Origin of the sequence: Brevibacterium sp. SMBL_HHYL_HB1, assembly GCF_018208375.1 — a bacterium.
Taxonomy (GTDB): Bacteria; Actinomycetota; Actinomycetes; order Actinomycetales; family Brevibacteriaceae; genus Brevibacterium; species Brevibacterium intestinavium.
Map to the genome: position 1 here is coordinate 3783451 of NZ_CP062936.1, position 22433 is coordinate 3805883.

At 62.5% G+C, this 22433-nt stretch carries 18 protein-coding genes and 1 pseudogene; 12 read left to right on the forward strand and 7 right to left on the reverse strand.

The genetic code is table 11. The features are described from left to right. Window positions 1-132: 132 nt before the first annotated feature. Genes pdhA through IG171_RS17285 form a run of 3 tightly spaced genes read left to right on the forward strand, consistent with a single transcriptional unit; the run spans window position 133 to window position 3733 of the window. Complete coding sequence (gene pdhA, locus IG171_RS17275) at window positions 133-1287, forward strand: pyruvate dehydrogenase (acetyl-transferring) E1 component subunit alpha (RefSeq protein ID WP_212128562.1); 1155 nt, start codon at window positions 133-135, stop codon at window positions 1285-1287. Then, window positions 1287-2264 carry an alpha-ketoacid dehydrogenase subunit beta gene (locus IG171_RS17280; RefSeq protein WP_212128563.1) on the forward strand — a complete coding sequence of 326 codons (978 nt, stop codon included), beginning with the start codon at window positions 1287-1289 and terminating at the stop codon, window positions 2262-2264. Before pdhA ends, IG171_RS17280 begins: the two co-directional genes overlap by 1 nt. A 17-nt stretch (window positions 2265-2281) precedes the next feature. Continuing rightward, window positions 2282-3733 carry a dihydrolipoamide acetyltransferase family protein gene (locus tag IG171_RS17285; RefSeq protein ID WP_212128564.1) on the forward strand — a complete coding sequence of 484 codons (1452 nt, stop codon included), beginning with the start codon at window positions 2282-2284 and terminating at the stop codon, window positions 3731-3733. Window positions 3734-3894: 161 nt separating this feature from the next. Here the strand turns inward: IG171_RS17285 and IG171_RS17290 are convergent, their stop codons facing one another. The 4 genes from IG171_RS17290 to IG171_RS17305 form a co-directional block, all read right to left on the reverse strand. Then, the gene (locus tag IG171_RS17290) at window positions 3895-4845 is read right to left on the reverse strand and encodes an IS3 family transposase (RefSeq protein WP_249203629.1); all 951 of its coding nucleotides are present in this window, start codon (window positions 4843-4845) and stop codon (window positions 3895-3897) included. Window positions 4846-4916: 71 nt separating this feature from the next. Continuing rightward, window positions 4917-5153 (reverse strand): hypothetical protein, encoded by a 237-nt coding sequence (locus IG171_RS17295; RefSeq protein ID WP_212128565.1) that lies wholly within the window; start codon window positions 5151-5153, stop codon window positions 4917-4919. Window positions 5154-5189: 36 nt separating this feature from the next. Next, the gene (locus IG171_RS17300) at window positions 5190-6500 is read right to left on the reverse strand and encodes an ISL3 family transposase (RefSeq protein WP_212128018.1); all 1311 of its coding nucleotides are present in this window, start codon (window positions 6498-6500) and stop codon (window positions 5190-5192) included. Between the two features lie 444 nt (window positions 6501-6944). Then, window positions 6945-7691, reverse strand: a complete 747-nt coding sequence (locus tag IG171_RS17305) for a LysR substrate-binding domain-containing protein (protein WP_249203785.1) — start codon at window positions 7689-7691, stop codon at window positions 6945-6947. A gap of 288 nt (window positions 7692-7979) precedes the next feature. Here IG171_RS17305 and IG171_RS17310 point away from each other — a divergent pair, with 288 nt between their 5' ends. The 3 genes from IG171_RS17310 to IG171_RS17320 are packed head-to-tail and all read left to right on the forward strand — an operon-like array spanning window position 7980 to window position 11271. After that, window positions 7980-9455, forward strand: a complete 1476-nt coding sequence (locus IG171_RS17310) for an SLC13 family permease (RefSeq protein ID WP_249203786.1) — start codon at window positions 7980-7982, stop codon at window positions 9453-9455. Continuing rightward, window positions 9452-10918, forward strand: a complete 1467-nt coding sequence (locus tag IG171_RS17315) for an acyclic terpene utilization AtuA family protein (protein ID WP_212131765.1) — start codon at window positions 9452-9454, stop codon at window positions 10916-10918. The genes IG171_RS17310 and IG171_RS17315 overlap by 4 nt, the downstream gene beginning before the upstream one ends. Further along, complete coding sequence (locus IG171_RS17320; protein WP_249203787.1) at window positions 10915-11271, forward strand: hypothetical protein; 357 nt, start codon at window positions 10915-10917, stop codon at window positions 11269-11271. Before IG171_RS17315 ends, IG171_RS17320 begins: the two co-directional genes overlap by 4 nt. 453 nt (window positions 11272-11724) lie before the next feature. Here the strand turns inward: IG171_RS17320 and IG171_RS19210 are convergent, their stop codons facing one another. From IG171_RS19210 to IG171_RS17335, 3 genes and pseudogenes are all read right to left on the reverse strand, one after another. Further along, complete coding sequence (locus tag IG171_RS19210; protein WP_249203788.1) at window positions 11725-12249, reverse strand: hypothetical protein; 525 nt, start codon at window positions 12247-12249, stop codon at window positions 11725-11727. 1786 nt (window positions 12250-14035) lie between these two features. Beyond that, window positions 14036-14734, reverse strand: coding sequence for a hypothetical protein (locus tag IG171_RS17330; RefSeq protein ID WP_212131801.1), 699 nt, complete (start codon window positions 14732-14734; stop codon window positions 14036-14038). Window positions 14735-15254: 520 nt separating this feature from the next. After that, window positions 15255-16438, reverse strand: a pseudogene (locus IG171_RS17335) (IS3 family transposase). 942 nt (window positions 16439-17380) lie between these two features. On the opposite strand from IG171_RS17335, the gene rpmB reads away from it, so the two are divergent. The 6 genes from rpmB (at window position 17381) to IG171_RS17365 (ending at window position 22358) form a co-directional block, all read left to right on the forward strand. After that, window positions 17381-17617, forward strand: a complete 237-nt coding sequence (rpmB, locus tag IG171_RS17340; protein WP_212128568.1) for a 50S ribosomal protein L28 — start codon at window positions 17381-17383, stop codon at window positions 17615-17617. After that, window positions 17614-17784: a 50S ribosomal protein L33 gene (rpmG, locus tag IG171_RS17345; RefSeq protein ID WP_208085601.1), complete on the forward strand. Its 171-nt coding sequence runs from the start codon at window positions 17614-17616 to the stop codon at window positions 17782-17784. The genes rpmB and rpmG overlap by 4 nt, the downstream gene beginning before the upstream one ends. A gap of 6 nt (window positions 17785-17790) precedes the next feature. Then, window positions 17791-18096: a 30S ribosomal protein S14 gene (rpsN, locus tag IG171_RS17350; protein ID WP_166974885.1), complete on the forward strand. Its 306-nt coding sequence runs from the start codon at window positions 17791-17793 to the stop codon at window positions 18094-18096. A 69-nt stretch (window positions 18097-18165) separates the two neighbouring features. Beyond that, window positions 18166-18453, forward strand: coding sequence for an HU family DNA-binding protein (locus tag IG171_RS17355; protein ID WP_209324294.1), 288 nt, complete (start codon window positions 18166-18168; stop codon window positions 18451-18453). A gap of 198 nt (window positions 18454-18651) precedes the next feature. Then, the gene (locus tag IG171_RS17360; protein WP_212128569.1) at window positions 18652-20709 is read left to right on the forward strand and encodes a cytochrome c oxidase assembly protein; all 2058 of its coding nucleotides are present in this window, start codon (window positions 18652-18654) and stop codon (window positions 20707-20709) included. 302 nt (window positions 20710-21011) lie between these two features. After that, on the forward strand, window positions 21012-22358 hold the full coding sequence (locus IG171_RS17365) for an MFS transporter (protein ID WP_283091835.1): 1347 nt from the start codon (window positions 21012-21014) through the stop codon (window positions 22356-22358). Window positions 22359-22433 lie beyond the last annotated feature (75 nt).

Here is a 22433-nt window from a genome sequence, read left to right on the forward strand (position 1 = left end):
TCGGTATCGTTGGATCACCTGTGAATCAGATCACTCGAGGGCGAGTTCTCACATCCGAGGGCCTGCCTGACGGACACGGTCCACCACTGGTCACCTCCGGTGAAGATGGACCTCGAACAAAGGAGAACTGAAATGACCTCCAACATTTCAGTGGGAACCGGCGCTGGCCACAGTCAGTCCGCGGAGCCCAGAATGATCCAGATGCTCACCGAAGACGGAAATCGCGTCGAATCGGGTGAGTACGATGCCTTCGCCGCAGAACTCACCGACGAGGATCTGCGCGGGTTCTACCGGGACATGGTCCTGGTGCGACGCATCGACGCCGAGGGTGCCGCACTGCAGCGTCAGGGACAGCTGGGCCTGTGGGCGCCGCTGTTCGGACAGGAAGCGGCTCAGATCGGCATGGGGCGGGCTGCCCGTCCCCAGGACTTCGTCTTCCCCACCTACCGCGAACACGGACTGGCCTACACCCGCGGTGTCGAACCCGAAACTCTGCTCGGCATCTTCCGCGGACAGAACCACGGCGGATGGGACCCGCAGGACCACCGGTTCCACACCTACACGATCGTCATCGGCTCCCAGACCCTGCACGCCACCGGCTACGCCATGGGTGTGGCCATGGACGGCGATGTCGGCACCGGCGACATCGACCGCGACACCGTGGCCATCGCCTGCTTCGGCGACGGCGCCACCTCGCAGGGCGATGTCTCCGAGGCGCTGACCTTCGCCGGCGCCTTCCACGCCCCGGTGCTGTTCTTCTGCCAGAACAACCAGTGGGCCATCTCCGAGCCGACCCACGTCCAGACCGCGGCACCCCTGTGCAAGCGCGGCGAGGGCTTCGGTGTGCCCGGAATCCGCGTCGACGGCAACGACATCATCGCGATGTACTCCGTCGCCCGCGCCAGCCTCGATTCGGTGCGCGCAGGCCACGGCCCGATGCTCATCGAGGCCTTCACCTACCGCCGCGGCGCCCACACCACCGCCGATGATCCGACGAAGTACCGTGACAAGGCCGAAGAGGAGATCTGGGAGGATCGGGACCCGGTCACCCGTCTCAAGGCCTACCTCGACAAGCACACCGATACGAGTGACGACTTCTTCGCCGAGGTCGACGCCGAGGCCGACACCCTGGCCGCGCGGATCCGCCACAACTGCATGTCGATGGAAGATCCCGACGGCGTCGAGATGTTCGCCCACGTCACCTCCGAGCCCCACTCCCTCGTCGACGAGGAGCGCGCCGGATTCCTGGCGTACCAGGCCTCGTTCGCCGATGCGGGTGAGGCCTGATGGAGAAGCTTCCCCTCTCAAAGGCGATCACCGCCGGAATGCGCAAGGCCATGGAGGACGACCCGAAGGTCGTCCTCATCGGCGAGGACATCGGCAAGCTCGGCGGTGTCTTCCGCGTCACCGAAGGTCTGCAGAAGGACTTCGGTCCGCAGCGAGTCATCGATGCCCCGCTGGCCGAGTCCGGCATCGTCGGCACCTCGATCGGCATGGCCATCCGCGGCTACCGCCCGGTCATCGAGATCCAGTTCGACGCCTTCATCTTCCCGGCCTACGACCAGATCGTCACCCAGGTCGCGAAGCTGTACAACCGCACCTTGGGCAAGGAACGCATCCCGATGGTCATCCGGGTGCCCTACGGCGGCGGGATCGGCTCGCCGGAGCACCATTCGGAGAGTCCCGAGACCGTCTTCGCCCATCACGCCGGACTCAAGCTGGTCTCACCGTCGAACGCCCATGACGCCTACTGGATGATCCAGGACGCGATCAGGAGCGACGACCCGGTGATGTTTTTCGAACCCAAGCGCCGTTACTGGCTGCGCGGGGACGTCGACACCGCCGACCGCGGTGGGAAGGGTCTGCATGACGCCGGCATCCTGTCCGAAGGCACCGACGTGACCCTCGTCGCCTACGGTCCTCTGGTGCCGACGGCGCAGGACGTGGTCGCCGCGGCAGCCGAGGAGGGCAAGAGCATCGAGCTCATCGATCTGCGCAGTCTCAACCCGATCGACTTCACCACGATCGAGCGCTCAGTGGCCAAGACCGGCCGCCTCGTCGTCGCGCATGAGGCCCCCACCTTCCTGGGGCTGGGTTCAGAGATCGCCGCGCGCATCACCGAACGCTGCTTCTTCACCCTCGAGGCCCCGGTCATCCGCGTCGGCGGATACCACACGCCGTACCCGGGCTCACGCATGGAAGAGCACTATCTGCCCGACCTCGATCGCATCTTCGACGGTGTCGATCGGGCCCTGTCCTACTGACCTGAGGAGAGTCAAGAATGTCATTCGAGTTCCCTCTTCCCGACGTCGGTGAGGGCTTGACCGAAGCCGATATCGTCGCGTGGAAGGTCGCCGCCGGCGACACCGTGACCGTCAATCAGATCCTCGTCGAGATCGAGACCGCGAAGTCGCTCGTCGAGCTGCCCAGCCCGCAGGCCGGCACCATCGACGCGCTGCTGGTCGACGAGGGCCAGACCATCGAGGTCGGCACACCGATCATCCGCTTCAGTGGAGGTGAATCCGGCGCCGAGGCGGGCTCGGACGGTGCGTCCGAGACCGGCGGTTCCGGGTCCGACTCGGGCGGGCCCGCCGAGGCGACCAGCACAGAGGATGCCGACGGCGGTGCCACTCTGGTCGGCTACGGTGCGAGGACGACCTCGTCGAAGCGCCGCCCGCGCAAGGGCGCTCCTGTGCCCTCCCCGTCGGCCGCATCCGCTGAGTCGGCTTCGGCTCCCGCCGAGTCGGCTCCGGGCGCGTCATCTGTGTCGACGGAGGCGACGAGCCCGTCCCCAGCGGCGAGCACCGGTCAGCCCGGGCCTGCTGGCCCAGCGGCCGTCCCCGCCGGCGCGGCCAAGCCATTGGCGAAGCCGCCTGTGCGCAAGCTCGCGAAGGACCTCGGCGTCGATCTCTCCCAGGTGGTGGCGACCGGCCCCCACGGTGACGTGACGCGCGACGACGTCCGCGGTGCCGCCGACCAGGTGTCCGCCCCGACGTCGGGTGCGACGGCGACGTCGGCCGCCTCGGCGAGTGAGCGAGGCGAAGACGAGGAGCGGATCCCGTTCAAGGGTGTGACGAAGATGATGGCCAAGGCCATGGTCGATTCGGCGTTCACGATGCCGCACGTCACCGAGTTCCTCGACGTCGATGTCACCGAGACGATGGCGATGGTCCGCCGGCTGAAGTCGACGAAGTTCCTCGGCGAGGACGTCAAGGTCTCGCCGCTGCTCATCGTGGCCAAGGCTGTGGCCTGGGCTGTAGGACGCAATCCGCGGATCAATGCATGCCTCGACGGCGACGAGATCGTGGTCAAGAAGTACGTCAACCTCGGAATCGCAGCTGCCACCCCGCGCGGGCTCATCGTGCCGAACATCAAGAACGCCCACAGCATGGGTCTGGGCGAACTGGCCCAGGGGATCCAGGACCTGACGGCGCTGGCGCGGTCGGGCAAGACCCCGCCTGCCGATCAGGCCGGGGGAACCATCACCATCACGAACGTCGGCGTGTTCGGCGTCGATGCCGGCACTCCGATCATCAACCCGGGTGAGGCAGCGATCCTCGCCTTCGGACAGGTGCGGAAGAAGCCGTGGGTCGTCGACGATGAGATCGTGCCGCGAGAGATCACCACGCTGTCGGTCAGTGCCGACCATCGTGTCGTCGACGGCGAGATCATCTCGAGGTTCCTCGCCGACGTCGGGCGCGGTTTGGAGGACCCCACCCTGATGCTGGCCTGAGGGCCTTGGAGGGCCCCACCGTGATGCTGGGGTGAGGGCCGACTGGTGGCTTCAGCGCGGGGATCGCGGCGCGGTTCGCGGGTGGGGCCCGTCAGACAGCCTGAAGTCTGCCAGGTCGAAACAACTACGGAGCGCCGAGACCATTGCGCACGCGGTATATTTCAAGCTGTTTGTGACAGCTCGGTGTTTTCTGGGCTATTGATGCCGGCGTGGGTCGGTGGGCCAGCGGCTATGGGGCTGGTGTGGAATCGTTCCGGATGCGCGCAGTGACGGGCCTCCAGAGTGGCTTGGCGACGGGCCCGGACAAGCTCGGTACGTCCGTGATGGACATCGTTGGGAGTGTAATAATTCAGGCCGCTGTGGCGGTGGTTCGCGTTGTAGTCAGCAATGAACGCGGCCATGTAGTCACGAGCATGATCGATGGATTCGAACCGGGTGGGAAAGTCCAAGTGGTACTTGATGGTCTTGAACGTCGATTCACTAAACGCGTTGTCATTCGACACTCTGGGCCGGGAAAAGGACAGCTTGATCCCCAGCGACTGAGCGAACTGGACAGTCGTTGCCGCGCGCATGGGAGCCCCGTTATCGGCGTGTAGCACGGTCGGGTACTGCTGGTTAGTTGCCACAGCCTGATCGATCATGGTCTGAGCATGGACGGATTTCTCGGAAGTCTCGACCCGGTGGCCAACGATCTTGCGGGAGAAAACGTCCATGATGGCATAGAGGCGATAGATGACCTTGCCGGGACCGCGCAGCATCGTGATGTCCCAACTCCACAGTTGGTTCGGTGCGCAGGCAGCGTGGACCGGCTTAGGCCGTTTGGGCTGGTTACCACGGCGCTGGGCGCGACGGTCTCCGTTCTGCCCGTGTGCGGCCACCACTCGGTGAGCCGTCGACGCGGAGAATGGCACCTGCCCGGCATCGAGCATCCGCCAATACGCCTGGGTGACAGACAGGCTCTCATAGTCTTCAGAGTTCAACAGCGCCATGAACGCATCGGCCTCGGCGGTGGTGATCCGACTCGGGTAGTCGCGTTCCTTCTGCGGCACCTGCACCCCGGCCGGGACCGCCGGATTCTGGTGACGGTACCAACTCGTACGATGCACACCCATCAACTCGCAGGCCGCCGTGATCGACCAGCCGACCCTGATCAGATCGCCGATGAACCTGAACCCGATTGCCTTTACTGTGGCGGGCTCATCCAGTCCGGCCTGGTCGCCTCGACCTCGGGCAGCGTCGGGTCTGTCGCGGTCGCGCTCTTGGACATCGCTTCCAAGAGCGCGGACGCTTTTCCCAAGATATCGACCGCAGCTTCAGACTTGGCCAGTTTGGCCTTCAACGCTTCGTTCTCGGCCTGCAGCTGTGTGAGTTGCTTCTTCTCAGCGGCTTTGAGCTTGTTGTCACTGGGATTGCCATTCAACCGATCCGATCGCGAGGTCAGGCAACCATTTTCGGCTCATCGTAATTGAGAGTGTAGAACCGGTCTGAAGCCACCGGACTCGAGCAGACACCTCGCGATGTAATGCGTGAGGTTGCGGAATCCCAGCGCGGACCCGCGTAGATGCTCGAGTCTGCCGTTGATCGCTTCAGTGGGACCGTTCGACGTTCCCGGTCGGGTGAAGAATGCGAGCACATCAGCAGCTCGACGCTTCAACGTTCGTCCTAACCGTTTGAGCTCGACAAGTTCGGGTGGCAGATTCGTTGTCAGGGCGTCGATGACCGTTTGCAAGAGTCTCTTGCCCTCTTTGCAGTCCGCGGTTCGGTAGGCGCTGACAATGTCTTGGTAGACAGCCCAGGTGACTTCGACTTCGGTGAAGTTCGGGTCAGCGAAGAGGTTCGCGATTCTTTCCTGCTGCTTGGTCGTGAGTAAGCTGCTGCCCGTGTGAAGAGTTCTTCTTGCCCGGTACAACGGGTCCTTTGCTCGTCCGCGATGGCCGGTTGTCTCCTGCTGAACTCGGCGACGTACCTCGTCGAGGGCATCACCGGCGAGTTTGACGACGTGGAAGGGGTCCATGACTTCCACAGCGTCGGGCAGCTCCTCAGCTGAGGCTGTTTTGAAGCCGGAGAATCCGTCCATCGCGACGACGTCGATGCCCTCACGCCATTCTTTCGGTCGGTCTTTCAACCATTGTTTGAACACCTGCTTCGAACGGCCAGCCACCATGTCGAGCAGACGTGCCGAGCCTGTTCCCTCGCTGATCGGGGTGAGGTCGATGATGACGGTGACGTACTTGTCACCACGCCGGGTGTGCCGCCATACATGCTCGTCGACACCAATGACGCTGACCCCGTCGAAACGGGTCGGGTCGTTGATCAACAACCGCTTACCTTCAGCGAGGACGGCGGAGTTCGCGGTGTGCCAGGACACGGCGAGTTTCGCAGCGATGACGGACACGGTGTCGTGATCGATCACGAGGGCACGCAACGCCCAGTCGAGGCCGGTTCGCGAGATCTTCGCTCGTGGTGGCGCCGCAGCTGTGGTGTCTTGACGCCAGACGCGGCCACACTCGACGCATTTGTAACGGCGGAGGCGAATGTGAAGCGTGGTTGGTCGGTGGCCGAAAGGTTCGTGGGCCAGCTGGCGGACGACGGTGTCGCGAATGATCCCGTGGCCGCCGCACCGTCGGCACCAGTCATCTGCCGTGTTTGGCCGGCATTCCAGGATGGCCTTTTGCCCGGTGATGTTTTGGCCGGTGCAGGTCAGATCGAGGGTGTCGAGTCGGCAGAATGTCGTGAGGTCAGGGGTTGAGAAAGTAGGCTTGGCCACGTCGAGGTCTTTCGGATGGACTGTGTGAGAACTTCCATCATCGGAAGACCTCGACGTCTATCCGCGCAGCGACGCGCCGTGTCCTGGAATCACCGATCTACACTCTCTTTTACGAAGAGCCCCATTTTCTCTGTCCACGAACCACTGATAGATCGTTCTGGGATTGACCCCGACAGTCCGAGCCAACTGGGCTTTAGAACCCATCTCGATACATTTGTCATATTCGTCCAGGATCTCGAGTTTCTGGGCCGTGGTGAAATGCCCGCGGCTCGAGGAACGGGACGGAACTTCAAAAGACATAACAGACTTCTCTCCCCGCCAATATTGTCAGATAACTGTCACAAGACAGCCTGACACAGAGGGCACGCACAGTGGTCTCGGCGCTCCATCGTTGTGTCGACGACTGGGCCTGCGACGGCTGGGCAGGGTAGGCGGGGCCGTCATTCACTGGAGAACAGTCGCTGACGGTCCCGTGTGCCCTTCGATGCCGGAGAATCCGCGTCTGGAAGCCGCGAGCAGACGCTGTTTGAAACTCTCAACCGGCTTAGGCAGAGGTGCCTCGGCGAAATGGGTGAGGACCAGTTCTCTTTCAACGACAGGGGAGATCGGAACTTCTACGAGATTCGTGAAGTTCATCAGGGGCACGACGAGTCGAGGCACAGCGGTGATGCCCATACCTGCAGCGACCATTCCTCCCACGGCAGGGATGCTGTCAGCGGTCTGCACCTCGTCGGGCTCGACTCCGGAGTGTGCCAATGCCCGAGTCAGCAACGGCGCGATACTCGTCACCGAGTTGAAGCCGACGAATCTCTCACCATGGAAATCCTTCCACTCCAGCGACGGTCGTAAGGCGAGGGCATGATCAGCAGGAAGGATAGCGACAAAGGGATCAGAGAGAAGATGAGCCACTTCCAAGCCTGGAAGCAGTGATTGAGTGAAGGCGACGAGGCCGATGTCGACCGTCCCCTCGGCGACCATCGGAACGACCTGATTCTGCGCAGCATCGTGGATGAAGAGCTCGACCCTCGGAAACTCGCGACGAAACGACGACACAACCCCGGGTAGGACGGTGGCGGCCAGCGACGGCAGACAGGCGATTCTAACCTGGCCCGAACTTCCGCTGACGAAGCCGGAGATGCGCGAGAGCGCGGAATCGAACGAGCGAACTGCATGCGCCGCGTACAGCGCCACTTCGTTGCCCGTCGCGGTAGCGGCGACTTTGCGTGTGGTCCGTGCGAACAGCGCTGATCCGATGCGTCGCTCTGCCTCGGCGATGGTTCTGCTGAGAGCGGGCTGACTGACCGCAATCTCCTCGGCCGCTCGAGTGAAGCTCTCCGTGCGATGCACGGCCTCGATCGCTCGGAGGTGGTGCATCGACAGATTGATAACCATGAGTCATAAGTGTAGCCGCAAGAGGTATTGGACGAATGCACTCATGCTCAGAAACGATGAATATGTTCATCGAGAAGGGAATCAAAGATGCTTTCACTGATCGGCTATTTCACGATGCTCGTCATATTGACACTTCTGCTCATGCAGAAGGTCTCTCCGGTCGTCGCGTTGGCAGGAGTGCCTCTCGTAGCGGCACTCATTGCAGGAGAATCGCTGTCCGATATCAGCGAATACGTCTCATCCGGAATCGCCGGTGTTGCCGACGTCGTCGTCATGTTCATATTCGCAATCGTCTTCTTCGGGATCCTGCGCAATGCCAAGTTCTTCGATCCGATCATCGACAGGATCATCAGGTTCGGAGGTTCTTCGCCCCGCACGGTTGCGGTGGCGACGACGCTCCTGGCCTGTGTGGTGCATCTCGACGGTGCCGGTGCCACGACCTTTCTGGTCACGATCCCGGCAATGCTTCCGCTCTATCAGCGGCTTGGAATGAGCCGACTGACACTCTCGACATGTGTAGCGTTGGGAGCGGGAGTGATGAATATGCTCCCCTGGGGTGGACCGACAGCTCGAGCAGCAGCCACGATCAAGGCGGATCCGAACGAATTGTGGGTACCGTTGATTCCCGCCCAAATCGCAGGAATCATTGCGGCCTTGGTGGTGGCCTGGTACGTCGGCCACCGCGAAGCGAAGCGACTGGATCGGCTGCCCGTCGTGAGTTCGCCGGAGGTGAGCACCGTTGACTCGGTAGGCCGTGTCGCCGGCCCCAAACGAAATGTGGCCGGCGCCGGAGCACCAGATGAAGCTCCGATGTCCGGAGACTCGGGCGCGGGTGCCTTCGGTGATGTTTCCTCAGCCGGCGCTGGTGGTGGCCGGTTTCATGAAGCTGATGCCGCTGTTGAAGGCGAGGAGGCCTCGGAAGAGCCGGGCCCGTCGACGCTGTCGCTGGTCCTCAATGGTGCCGTGCTTATCGCCGCGCTGGGCACGATGATGTCAGGAGTGATCTCTCCTGCCCTGACATTCATGGTTGCGACTATTCTGGCCCTGCTGATCAATCATCGCGGTATGGCGGGGCAATCCGAGCAGTTCGACCTCAATGCCAAATCCTGCATGCTCATGGCTAGCACTTTGCTCGCAGCAGGCGTGTTGCTGGGCGTGCTGGATGAAAGCGGCATGATCGAAGCTATGGCTACCTCAGCTACGGCGGTCCTTCCCGCGGGAATGATGCCGCTCCTACCAATTGTCGTCGCGGTGCTCGGTGTTCCTCTGAGCCTCTTGTTCGGGCCCGACGCCTATTATTTCGGGCTGCTGCCTGTGCTGGTAAGTGTTGGCAGCACCTATGGGATCGACCCGACCGTGCTCGGTCAGGCCTCGATCATCGGTCAGGAGACACTGGGCTTTCCCATCAGTCCGCTGACTGGGTCCTTCTACCTGCTGGTGGGATTGGCTGGTGTGCCGATCGGCAGGCACATCGTCCGCGCCACCGGGTGGCTGTGGCTGGTCAGTATCGTCGTCAGCATTGTTGCAGTTGTAATAGGAGTGATTCCACTGTGGGTATCATGAAAGCCCAGGATCTCGGTTCCGGGGCCAGAGAAGCCGAACATCCTGCTCCCGGTGTGGTGCGCATCGGCTCCGGCGCCGGCTTTGCAGGAGACCGCCTTGACCCCGCCCTCGAGCTTGCTCAGTTCGGACACCTGGACTTTCTCGTGTTCGAACTGCTCGGCGAGCGGACGGTTGCGAACGCGCAGAAGGCGCGCCTGCACGACCCATCGGGTGGCTTTGATCCGACTCTGGTCGAGCGGATCAGACTAACCGCACCGCATTGTGCAGCACAGGGGATCCGGATCGTCACCAACGGTGGTGCGGCGAACCCGGTGGCAGCCGGCCACGCAGTCCTCACAGCGCTCGACGAAATGGGGATCGATATGGCGGTGGCCGTCGTCACTGGTGACGATGTGCTCGAGGAGGTGCGGGCAGAGAACCCGATGACTTGGGAGGACTCGCTTCCTGCCGTCGACGTCGGGGGGAAGCTCACATCTGCGAACGCGTATCTTGGGGCGGCCGGAATCAGGGAAGCGCTGGGTGGGGGCGCTCAGATCGTTATCACCGGCAGAGTGGCTGACCCCTCACTCTATGTAGGTCCTCTGAGCCATGCCTTCGGATGGTCCGATGACGACCAGCGTCTCACCGGTAAGGCGACTGCCATTGGTCATCTCCTAGAATGCGGCGGTCAGGTCACCGGAGGCTACTTCGCCGATCCAGGGACGAAACCGATCGAAGGCCTGGACCGATTGGGTTTCCCGTTCGCTGACGTTGCAGAGGATGGATATGCTGTCATCGGCAAGCTTCCGGGAACGGGAGGTGCCGTCACCGTTCGTTCGTGTACGGAGCAGCTGCTGTACGAGGTGGCGAACCCAGGCGCCTATATCACCCCAGACGTAGTCGCAGACTTCAGCGGAATCTGCTTTGAAGAGATCGGACCCGACCGGATTGCGGTGGATGGTGGGGACGGCACTGCAAGACCAGCTGAGCTCAAAGTGACATTGGGTTATCTCGACGGTTGGGAAGCCGAAGGGCTGATCACCTATGCAGGACCCCGCGCCCTGGCGCGTGCACAGTTGGCGGCGGACATCGTCACCCGGCGACTGGAGCGCGTCCATGGCATCTCAGGATCGGTGCTTTCTGTTGAATTCATCGGTGCGGGAGCCAGTTTCAGAGGACTGAGCCAGGCGGCAGAACCGTTTGAAGTAAGGCTGCGAGTCGCCGGTCGTGTGCCCAGCGAAGAGCTCGCAGTTGCCATCGGGGCGGAAGTCGAAGCGCTCTACACCAATGGCCCCGCTGGCGGCGGAGGAGCGAGAACAATGGTCAGGGAGAGTCTTGGTATCAAGTCGTGTTCTCTTTCTCGCCAATTGGTCGACACCGTCGTCATTGACTCGGAGACTCTTCAGGCATACCGGAGCCAGGACGAAGCGATCAACGAGTCAGACGATGTTGACCAGACAGACGGACGGGGAGATCTCAGATGACCGCGCATTATGGAGCCGGAATCGAAGTCGACGATATCGCTACGGTGAGAACCGGAGACAAAGGTGACACGCTGATCGTCGGAGTAGTCGCACGAGAAGGCATCGGATTTGCCGAACTCGCCAGTGCGATAACCGAAGAAGCAGTAGCGTCCCACTTCGGGCTGCCTGTCTCCCGGGTCAGTAGGAAGTTGTTGCCGGACCTTCATGCGATGAGCTTCGAACTCAGAGGGATGTTAGGGCAGGGAGTGACCGGTCTGGGCCACCACGATGGTCATGGCAAGACGCTGAGCTATCACCTGCTGGCCATGCCGGTGGCTCACAGATCACCTGCCCATGCCCCCGCTGCCCGCTGAGTCTCTCAGCTGTCAGATCGAAACAACTACGGAGCGCCGAGACCATTGCGCACGCACAGTGGTATCGGCGCTCCGTAGTTGTATCGGGGACTGAGGTGCTTGATGCTCGGACGGGCACAGTGGTCTCGGCGCTCCACCGTTGTCTCGACGACTGGGCCTGAGAGAGGGAGCTTGTCTCGTCATCGGCAATGTGTCGAGGGCCTGCTGGTTGCTTGCCTGATCCAATTGGGTCGTGTCTGATCCAGGTTGGGCGTGCCGGACCTGCTGGGGTCGCGGTTGAGTCATCTGCGGCGAGCGTTTGTGGTCACCGCGCCGAGGGAGAATGATCGATTCGGCGATTCCGCCTCGGTGCGGTGACCACAGATCGCGGAAGTTTGATGCGGTGACCTCGGTGCGGTGACCACAGATCGCGGCAGAGGAGTGGGCTCGCGGAAGAGGGGTGGGCCCAGGCGTTCAGCTGTCGAGGTAGGCGCTGTTGTCCTTCGGGCTGCCGTGCTTGACCAGCCGCTTGGCCAGGCAGTGGTCGCGGTCGAGACCCCAGGATCGGCATTGGTCGAGAGCCGGTTCCGGATCGCTGTAGCCGGTGTCGACGACCGTGACCCAGTAGCTTCCGTCCTGATAGGACGCCCAGTCGCCGCTCTGGATGAGGATCGCTCCCGGATACTTGACCTTATTGGCCTCGTATTCGTTGAGGATGTCTTCCACGGTCCAGGTCTTGCCATCGGCTTCGAGGCCGACGTTCTTCGCGCTCACCTGGGTCACCCACTGACCTTCGAGGTCGGCGGCGCGCTCGGTGCCCTCCTCCGTGTAGGCATTCAGCTTCTCCCGGGGACTCTGTGACGGTTGGACGAGGTTCTCGGACGAGCTGGGCGAGGGCGGAGCGGATTCTTTCGTGCCGACATCGACGGGCACGGTGCCCGAAGAGGGGGCGAGCCAGCGGATGCCGAAGAACGCCACGAGTGCCAGGACCATGATCATGGCGATGATGACGGCAGTGACCTTCAGCCACCTGCGGGGCTTGGCCTCCCCTTGGGCCAGGGCACTGGGAGGAAACTGCGGAGGAGGAGGGGGGGGGAGTCGGCGACCCCGGACCAGCAGAGACACCTGCGCTTCGAGTGTTCGCGGGGACTGGTACTGGTGGCGGCCTGCGTACTGCTGTGGGTGTGCGGGCTGAGAGCGGTCGTCGAAGGGGGAGCACCCTGCAGGAGCGAAAACATTGCCCGACCGCGACTTCGCAGGCGACTGTTCCCCGGTGTGCCGCTCGAGGTATTCGTAATACGTCGAGTTGTCGAACTCGGCAGGCGAAGACCCCGCCTCATTCCCGTACGACGGGTTCTGACCAGCGGAATCCCTGTGATCCTTCTGCCAATCGTCGCTTGTCGCCGGACGAATGCGCGGCCTCTGTGGAACGTCGCTCATCAGTCCTCCTGAGTGCCATATGTCGTGGCAATCATCTACTAACCTTGGCACGAGTCAGGCGGGCGTTCAACACGATCGCAGGCAGGACACGTTGCCGACGAAAGCCTACTGGTGCGACGTGAGGTCGCACACCATGAGCGCAGCGCTCCCTGGGACGGGAGCGCTGCCAGTACTGTGAAGTACGTACTGACCACCGGTCGACATGCGTTGGGAGCAATCCCGGGGTGTGAAGCTCGACGACAACAACCCCAAGGCCTCCGGCTCGCCAGGAGGTACAGGGATGGTGGTAGATCGGACGGGTGAGCGCAAGCGAACCAATCGATGAGATCTCGTGACTTTCGAGGTAAGCCGGCGATAACCAACGCGGCACCTTTAGCAGCCAGAGGCGGAAGGGCCTCAAGCGGATGCGTGACTCCAGTTGAATCGCATTACTTCACCGCTGCTGCCGGGACAGAGATGGCACCCACCCCGATCGCACCTCAGGTGTGCGGAACACGGAAACCCCGTACAGGTCCGCACATCTGCCCAGATGTGCGGTAGTGCGCTGCGCAAGCGGCGTGCAACCCCTGTGCGGGAACAGGATGACAGAAGAAGCAAACGCCGATGGGTCGAAAGGCCACGGGAAAGCGTGCACATATGGAGGTCCCACTCCGCGCACGTATAACCGATCGGATAGCCAGGGTCTCCTGGCCAGCGAAAGCTAAGCCAACGTCTGTCAGGTGAGCCTGCAAAGAGGGCTCTGAATCAATCAACGACAACATCATCTGGGAGTTAGACGATGCTACCTACGGAGAACAAGGGCCCCGGTCCTGAAGCTCCTGCGGGAGCTTCGAATGAACAGATGAGCGACTCGCAGCAATGGGCCTCAGTCAACTGGGGCAAGGAGCAGCGAACCGTTCAGCGATTGAGGCAGCGCATCTTTGCGGCGTCTCAGGCAGGCGACCTCAAGCGACTGAGGCGCCTGCAGAAGCTGGCCCTGCGAAGCAGGTCGGTCGTCCTCGTGGCGACTCGACGTGTGACACAGGACAGCACGGGCCGCATGACAGCTGGTCTCGACGGTGAAACCGCGCTGACACCCACCGCCAGGTGGAGGTTGGCAATGGAGGTCCTCAACGACATCCAAGGTAACACTGTCGGTGGAAAGGCCAAGCCAGTCAGGCGTGTGTACATTCCGAAGAGCAACGGGAAGCAGCGCCCACTCGGGATCCCGGTCATCCGTGATCGGGTACTCCAGGCCGTCGCCAAGACTGCACTGGAACCAGAATGGGAAGCGAAGTTCGAGCCGAATTCGTATGGGTTCAGGCCCGGACGGAGCGCGCATGATGCGATCGGGCAGCTTTGGCTGTCAACCAGCAAGGGCGCCAAGCGTCGCTGGGTACTGGACGCGGACCTTAAGGCCGCGTTTGATCACGTCAACCATGACTTCCTGCTGGACGCCCTCGGTACCTTCCCAGGCAAGACCTGGGTTGCTGAGTGGCTGAAGGCCGGTGTCGTGGAACGTGGGATGAGAGCTCGCACTGAGGAGGGAACTCCCCAGGGCGGTGTCATCAGCCCACTGCTGCTGAACATCGTGTTGCATGGTCTGGAATCTGCTGCCGGAGTGCGTACCTTCGCGGAAAAGGTGAAGGGTAAGACCCACATCAAGACCGCAAGAGACGCACCGGTGCTGGTCCGCTACGCCGACGACTTCGTTGTGCTCGCGCACACGAAGGAAGACGCGGAACGGATCAGAGACGACATCCGGAAATGGCTGAAACCTCGGGGTCTGATCATCAACGAGGAAAAGACTTCGATCAGGCGGCTTGAGGACGGGTTCGACTTCTTGGGCTTCACAGTCCGGTCGTTCCCTAATGGGAGCTGCTACATCAAGCCATCTAGGGACGCTGTCAAGCGGATCAAACGTAGGATCACGGAGATCGTACGAGCCCACCGGGGCTCGAACGCACTTCGGCTGATCAAGGCCTTGAACCCGGTTCTCCGGGGATGGGCCAACTACTACCGGACCATCGTGGCCCAGAAAACCTTCGCGGAAATCGACGACCACGTGTGGAAACGCGTGTGGTGGTGGGCCAAACGGCAACACCCGAAGAAGACCCGGAAGTGGGTCGCAAGACACTACTTCGGAAAGTTCGACCCGACCAGGAACGATCGATGGATCTTCGGGGACAAGCCCTCGGGCGGATTCCTCACGAAGATGGCATGGATCAAGATCCAGAGGCACGTCAAGGTCTACTACCGGAACTCTCCGGACGACCCCGCGCTGACGGACTACTGGACGGACCGCCGGAAGAAGGGCGACTCGGGACTGTCCAAGTGGCAGAACCGATTGGCATGGAAACAGCAGGGACTCTGCACCCTGTGCAACCAGCCCCTACTCGACCCCGCTGACGCCCCGGACCTGAAGGCTGAACGAACACGATGGTTGAACGCGGCCCGTAAGGGTCTCCACGTTCACCACTACATGGTGTTCAGGAAGCACGGAGGGAACGACTCCGACGCGAACTGCCGCCTTGTGCACAACACGTGCCACAAGGGACTGCTGAAGGTTTGGTTGACTCCGGGGTTTATGCCGCCAGAGCGACGACCTTGTGGTGAACAAGCTCGTATTCAACCGGGGTCAGTTTACCCAAACGTCGCTGTCGACGCTTCCGGTGATAGGTCCGCTCGACCCAGTGCACGATCACCTTCCGCAACCTCGCTCGCGTGTCCCAACGGCCTCTATCGAGGACGTTCTTCTGCAACACGGCGAAGAACGATTCCATCGCCGCGTTGTCGCCAGCAGCACCAACCCTTCCCATCGATCCGACGAGCCCATAGTGCCGTAAAGCGTGCTGGAATTTGCGGGAACGAAATTGCGACCCGCGGTCCGAATGCACCACGCAACCGGCCACAACGCCAGCCCCGCCGCGGCGGGCTACAGCATCGTCAATCGCTGCTACGGCCAGGCGCGACTTCATTCTCGAGTCGATGGCATAGCCGACGATTCTGTTGCTGAACACGTCCTTGACCGCGCACATGTACAGCTTGCCCTCACCGGTGTGATGCTCCGTGACGTCGGTCAGCCACAATTCGTTGATTGCCTTGGCCGTGAAGTCTCGTTTGACAAGGTCATCACACACTGGCGGGCCGGGCTTCTTCCCATGTTTCCGAGCTCGTTTGATCGTGTTCGAGAACAGCTCTTGCTGCGAGCACAATCGCCACACACGACGCTCTGACGCTTGCAGACCTGCGGCGTGGAGTTCATCGGCGATGAAACGGTATCCGAACTCGGGATCGTCCGTATGGACATCATGGGCGGCATTGATCAGGTGCGCCTCCTCGAGATCCCGGTCAGAGATAGGTTTCGCGCACCACTTGTAGAACCCCTGCTTGGTGAAGCCGAGCACCCGACAGGTCACTGCCACCGGCACCCCGGTGGCAGCAAGGTCGAGGACCAGCGGGTACATCATTTTGGGTGATGGCCACCGAGCTTCAAGTTCGCTTGCGAGAGGTAGGCGGCAGCCTCACGGAGGATCTTGTTCTCCCTCTCGAGCTCGCGAATGCGTTTCAGCGCTGCCGCCTGGGCGCGTGACTCCTCGGCATCACGGGAGGGCTCGAGTCCGTGCTCGCGTAGCCGCGAGTCACGGACCCAGGCTTGTAGGGCTGATTTCGAGATGCCGAGGTCGGCGCAGACCTGCTTCTGGGTCATCCCGTCGTTGATGAGATCGAGCGCTGATTGCTTGAACTCATCGGTGTAGATCTTTGGCATGACTTCTATCCTTCCTGGAATTTATCCAGTCGTGAAGTCAACCAAACCTTCAGCAGTCCCGATCGAGCGGGAACGGTGCACAGCACCTACTACCAAACGAAAGGAGGAAAGCCGGGATGAACACCCCAATGGGCCTGCTTGAGCCGGATGCCGCGAAAGTGGCACGTCCGGTTCTGAGGGGGCCGGGGTGTGGCAACACACCCCGGCTACCCGACCGGAATTCCCCGAGTTGCCTTGACCCCAGCTGGGAAAGTCCGTGTGACGGTACGATTCCACCTACGGCGGCGCCATTTAGCGCGCGATTCCGCGTCCGACGGTGCAAGCCGCCGCCGCTGATGCGCGCACGAATCCGCGTCCGATCGCGTACGCCGGCAAGCAGCGTTGCACACACGGTGGTGCTGGCCGGCGAGCAGCGTTGCGCACACGGTGGTGCTGGCCGTAGCGACGCTCCCACACGACGGTGTGGCCGGTGTGCAGCCCCCAAGCAACCCGCCGAGGCGCTGATGCCCTTGAATGAGGCGATGAATTTGCCCAGATGGCCGGAGCCTCAGTAAGATTGATTCCTGTTGTGTCGTACCAGAGACGTCGCTGATCGATCTGCTATGACTGACATGGTGCTCACCCACCGCTGCACTCCAGCTTCGGCCATCTCTCACAGGCTACGGCTTCAGCGCTGGTGAGACATCTCGCCCGAACGGGCAAACCTGTTTTGGCGTACACAATTTTCACGGCGAGCGACGCGCACCGGGTCAGACCGGCGGCGAGTCGGAGGAGAGTCGGCTCAGTCCGGCTCGACAACGACCGTGGTCGGGCACGCTCGACCAGGTGGCTTTCGCGAGAATTTGTTGATGTCTTCCGACATCGGCGCAAGCGATCGGGGAACAGCGATTTCCCGCACCAGCTTGTTTCGAGAGTCGGTAACTTGTGAACTGGAGGAGAGACATGGCAGCAACCTGCCAGGTAACCGGGGCCGTTCCCGGTTTCGGACACAATGTGTCCCACTCGAAGCGCCGCACGAAGCGTCGCTTCAACCCGAATATTCAGAAGAAGCGGTACTACGTTCCGTCTCTGCGCCGCAACGTCACCCTGACTGTGTCCGCCAAGGGCATCAAGGTCATCGACGCGCGTGGAATCGACGCCGTGGTCAACGAACTGATCGCTAAGGGAGTGAAGCTCTGATGGCCAAGGCCCAGGATATTCGTCCCATCATCAAGCTCAAGTCGACCGCCGGCACCGGGTACACCTACGTGACCCGCAAGAACCGCCGCAACAGCCCGGACCGCATCGTGCTCAAGAAGTACGATCCCGTCATCCGCAAGCACGTCGATTTCCGAGAGGAGCGCTGAGCGCACGTGGCTAAGAAGTCCAAGATCGCACGCGACAAGCAGCGTCGCGTCATCGTTGAACGCTATGCAGAGCGCCGCGCAGCTCTCAAGCGTCAGCTGACCCACCCCGATTCCACCGATGAGCAGCGCGAGGAGGCGCGCCTGGCACTGCAGAAGCTGCCGCGCGATGCCTCTCCCGTTCGCGTTCGCAATCGGGACCAGGTCGATGGTCGTCCGCGTGGTTACCTCCGGAAGTTCGGGCTCTCGCGAGTTCGATTCCGCGAAATGGCTCACAACGGCGAGTTGCCCGGAATCACTAAGTCCAGCTGGTAATCTCGAGGAAGTTCGTCATCGGAAAAACGGACCGATGACCTACCGACCTGTCCTAAGGAGGACACTTTTATGGCTAAGAACCGCAGTGAGCTCGTTGCAGAAGTTGCCGAGAATTCCGGCCTGACCCAGAAGCAGGTCTCGGATGTCCTCGATGGTGTCTTCGATGTCTTCTCCGATGTCGTGGCCAAGGGCGAAAAGCTCACCATCCCCGGCTGGCTCTCCGTTGAGCGCACCGAGCGTGCCGCTCGCAAGGGTCGCAACCCGCAGACCGGTGAAGAGATCCAGATCAAGGCCGGCTACTCCGTCAAGCTGTCCGCTGGTTCGAAGCTGAAGGGTGCCGCTGGCAGCCCGAAGTGATCTACGCAGCAGCGTCGAATGGCCCGGACCCCTAGGTCCGGGCCATTTGCTTTTCCCGGGTGGTCCGCGCCTGCGAAGCCACCCCACCCCCGCCGAGGCTGCCCCGAGATCTCGGCCACTGCGCGGTCTTCTGACTGGCTGAGTCCATCGGGCGAGCGATATCCTATGAATCATGTCAGAAGGGGTGGTCCGCGCGCAGTGAGTTCTCCAGTCTTCGAGCCGATCACTCGTTTCACCCAGAGGGCCGCCGTTCCCATCGTGGTCCTCCTCGGCTTCTGCGTCGGCGTGGCCGCACTGTTCTTCACCGGTGCCGCGAACCCCACTCTGCTCAACGATCCCGGAACCGTCGTCCGCTTCGGCCTGCCCGCGGCGAAGTTCCTGTTCAACATCGCGATGTCGCTGACGGTCGGGGCGCTCATGTTCGCCGTGCTCATCCTGCCGCGCACGGCCGGCGGGCGCGATCGCCGGCATAGGACCGAGGCCGAGGACCTGCCGCTCGATCCGCTGTGGACGAAAGCGCTTAGGATCGCCGAATACTCCTCTGTGGTGTGGACTCTGGCCGCGGCCTCCGTCCTCGTCTTCTCCTTCGTCGACACCGTCGGCGCCCAGGCCTATCTCGACTTCTCGAACCAGCTCGGCGTCTTCGTCACCCAGATCGCCTACGGTCAGCTGTGGGTGCTCATCGTCGTCCTCATCGCGATCGTGTCGACGCTGTGCTTCGGCACCCGCTCGCACATCGCCATCGCCGTCGCCGGAGTCCTCGGCGTCGGAGTCATGATCCCGCTGGCGCTCATGGGCCACTCGGCCGAAGCCTCCGGGCACACGCAGGCCGTCAACAGCCTCGGGCTCCACATCTTCGGTGCGACGATCTGGCTGGGCGGACTCCTCGTCATCGCCCTGCTCGGAGGACGACTGGCGGAGTCGAAGAACCTCAGATCGGTCGTCGAGCGCTATTCGACGATCGCGCTCGTCGCCTTCGGCCTCGTCGTCTTCTCCGGAATCGTCAACGCGGCCCTGCGCGTGCACGACCTCGACGATCTCATGACTGCCTACGGGGAGGTCATCGTCGCGAAAGCGGTCGCGACGGTTCTGCTGGGCCTCATCGGATTCTGGCATCGTCGCTTCGTCATCGCACGATTGGGCACGGCCGCCTCGGCGACGGTGGAGTTCTGGCGCCTCATCATCGTCGAGTTCATCGTGTTCGGTGCGACCATGGGACTGGCGGTGGCGCTGGCCAGGTCACAGCCGCCGGTGCCGCAGGAACCCGTGGGCAACCCCACGCCGGCCGAGATACTGACCGGCGATCCGCTCCCGCCGAAGCCCGACTTCGCACGCTTCTTCACCGAATGGGCGATCGATCCGCTGTGGATCGCGATCGCTGTGGGGACCTCGATCGCCTATATCGTCGCCTTCGTCGATCTCCGCCGCCGAGGCGACCGGTGGCCCGTGCTGCGCCTGATCAGCTGGCTGATCGGGATGGTCTTCCTCATCTACGTGACCTCGGGCGGACCTCGGGTCTACGGTGAGGTGCAGTTCTCCTCGCACATGATCGAGCACATGCTGCTGGTCATGCTCGTGCCCCTGCCGATGGTCCTGGGCGCGCCGATCACCATGCTCATGCGCGCGACGAAGGCCCGGCGCGATGGCTCGGCCGGTGTGCGCGAATGGGTGCTCTGGCTCGTCCACACCCCGTACCTGCGCTTCTTCGCCCATCCGATCGTGGCCAGTGTGAACTTCGCCGGCTCCCTCATCGTCTTCTACTACTCGGGCATCATGTACTACGCCCTGGACACTCACATCGGGCACGAACTGATGATCGCGCACTTCCTCGGTGCTGGGTATCTCTTCGCTCAGGCGCTCATCGGCATCGACCCCGGGGTCAAGCGTCCCGCCTATCCTCTGCGGCTGGTGATGCTGCTGGTGACCATGGCCTTCCACGCCTTCTTCGGCATCTCGCTGATGAGCTCGAACGTGCTCATCGCCGGCGACTGGTTCGGCAATATCGGAGCCGATTGGGGCTATACCGCGATCGAGGACCAGCAGCTCGGTGGGGGCATCGCGTGGGGCATCGGCGAGTTCCCGACCCTGTTCGTGGCGATCATGGTCGCCGTGCAGTGGGCGAAGTCCTCGGATCGGGAGGCCAAGCGCATCGACCGCCGCGAGAACCGCACCGATGACGCCGAGCTGCGAGCCTACAACGAGATGCTCGCCTCGATGGCCGAGCGCGACTCGAAGCTCGACCACCGCCGGCGCTGAGCTCTGCCTGCTGCCGGTGCCGCTGGTCGGCGGCGCGCGGCCTCGCAGACGCACAACGGGTGTGCGCGAATGTGCAGCGAAAATTCTCGGATCATGCCCAGGAACTTCCCAAAAGACTGTAATGTGACGCACACTGATGCTTGGGCCAGAAGTGTCCGGGCAGCCGAAGTGCCGAGGACCGTCCCGGTGCCTTCAGCCGCATCGAAGCGGTCGGTGATGCCCGGGCCGAGCGGCCGTCGGACCACGTGCCAGGCAATTCGCGCAATCAAAGGTGACGCGGATTGTGGAATCGAAGGAGTCTCATGAGTTCCCAGAACAGCACCGAGAAGAAGGCGATCCGCGCTCAGCTGCGCAAGGTCGTCGTCGCCTCGATGGCCGGAACGGTCGTCGAGTGGTACGAGTTCTTCCTCTACGCAACCGCAGCCACATTGGTGTTCCACGTTCTGTTCCCGCCCTCGGACGATCCGCTGACGCCGATTCTCGCCGGCTTCGCCACCTATGCGGTCGGTTTCATCGCCCGTCCGGTCGGCGGAATCGTCTTCGGTCACTTCGGTGACAAGTACGGGCGCAAGAAGCTGCTGCAGATCTCGATCATCCTCGTCGGTGTCGCCACCTTCCTCATGGGCTGCCTGCCGACCTATGCGGCGATCGGCGCCCTGGCACCGATCCTGCTCGTGCTGCTGCGCATCGTCCAGGGATTCGCCGTCGGCGGCGAGTGGGGCGGTGCCGTCCTGCTCGTGGCCGAGCACTCGCCGAACAGGGAGCGCGGTTTCTGGGCATCGTTCCCGCAGTCCGGCGTTCCCCTGGGCAACCTGCTCGCCACAGGAGTTCTCCTCGCGCTCAATTCGATGCTGAGCAATGCCCAGTTCGAATCCTGGGGCTGGCGGGTCGCCTTCTGGCTCTCAGCCGTCATCGTCCTCATCGGCTATTACATCCGCACCCGTGTCTCCGACGCCCCGATCTTCGACGAAGTCCAGTCCGAGGAGATCGAGGAAGGCGTCGATTACGGCGTCAAGGCCGTGTTCAAGCGCTACCCGCGTGAGGTCTTCTCCGCCATGGGGCTGCGCTTCGTGGAGAACATCCACTACTACCTCGTGGTGACGTTCTCGATCACGTACCTGTCGACCCAGGCCCACATCGAATCCGGCGAGATCCTCGGCCTGCTGCTCGGCGCCCATGCGATCCACGCGGTCCTCGTGCCGCTGGTCGGCGCGGCCACCGACCGGATCGGCCGCAGAATGCCCTACGGCGTGGGCATCGTGCTCACCGCCACATGGGGCTTCTTCGCGTTCCCGATGTACGACACCGGCCAAGCCGGTCCGATCTTCATCGCACTGCTGCTGGGTCTGGTCTTCCACGCGCTCATGTACGCCGGACAGCCGGCGATCATGGCCGAGATGTTCCCGACCCGGATGCGCAACTCCGGTGTCTCGACCGGCTACCAGGTGACCGCGATCGTCGCCGGATCGTTCGCCCCCTTCATCGCCACCGCGCTGCTGCAGGGATTCGACTCCTCGGTGCCCATTGCGATCTACCTGGCCGCCGCCGCGGCCGTCTCGTTCATCGCCCTCCTGTTCACCCGCGAGACGAAGGGCATCGACCTGCGCTCGCTCGACCACGCCGACAAGGTTCGTCGCGGAGTCGCCTGACCGCTCGGCGATGACATCGCTCGGGTGCCCGTTTCCGATCGAAGGCGGCGACACCACCGGCACCGCTCGGCTGCG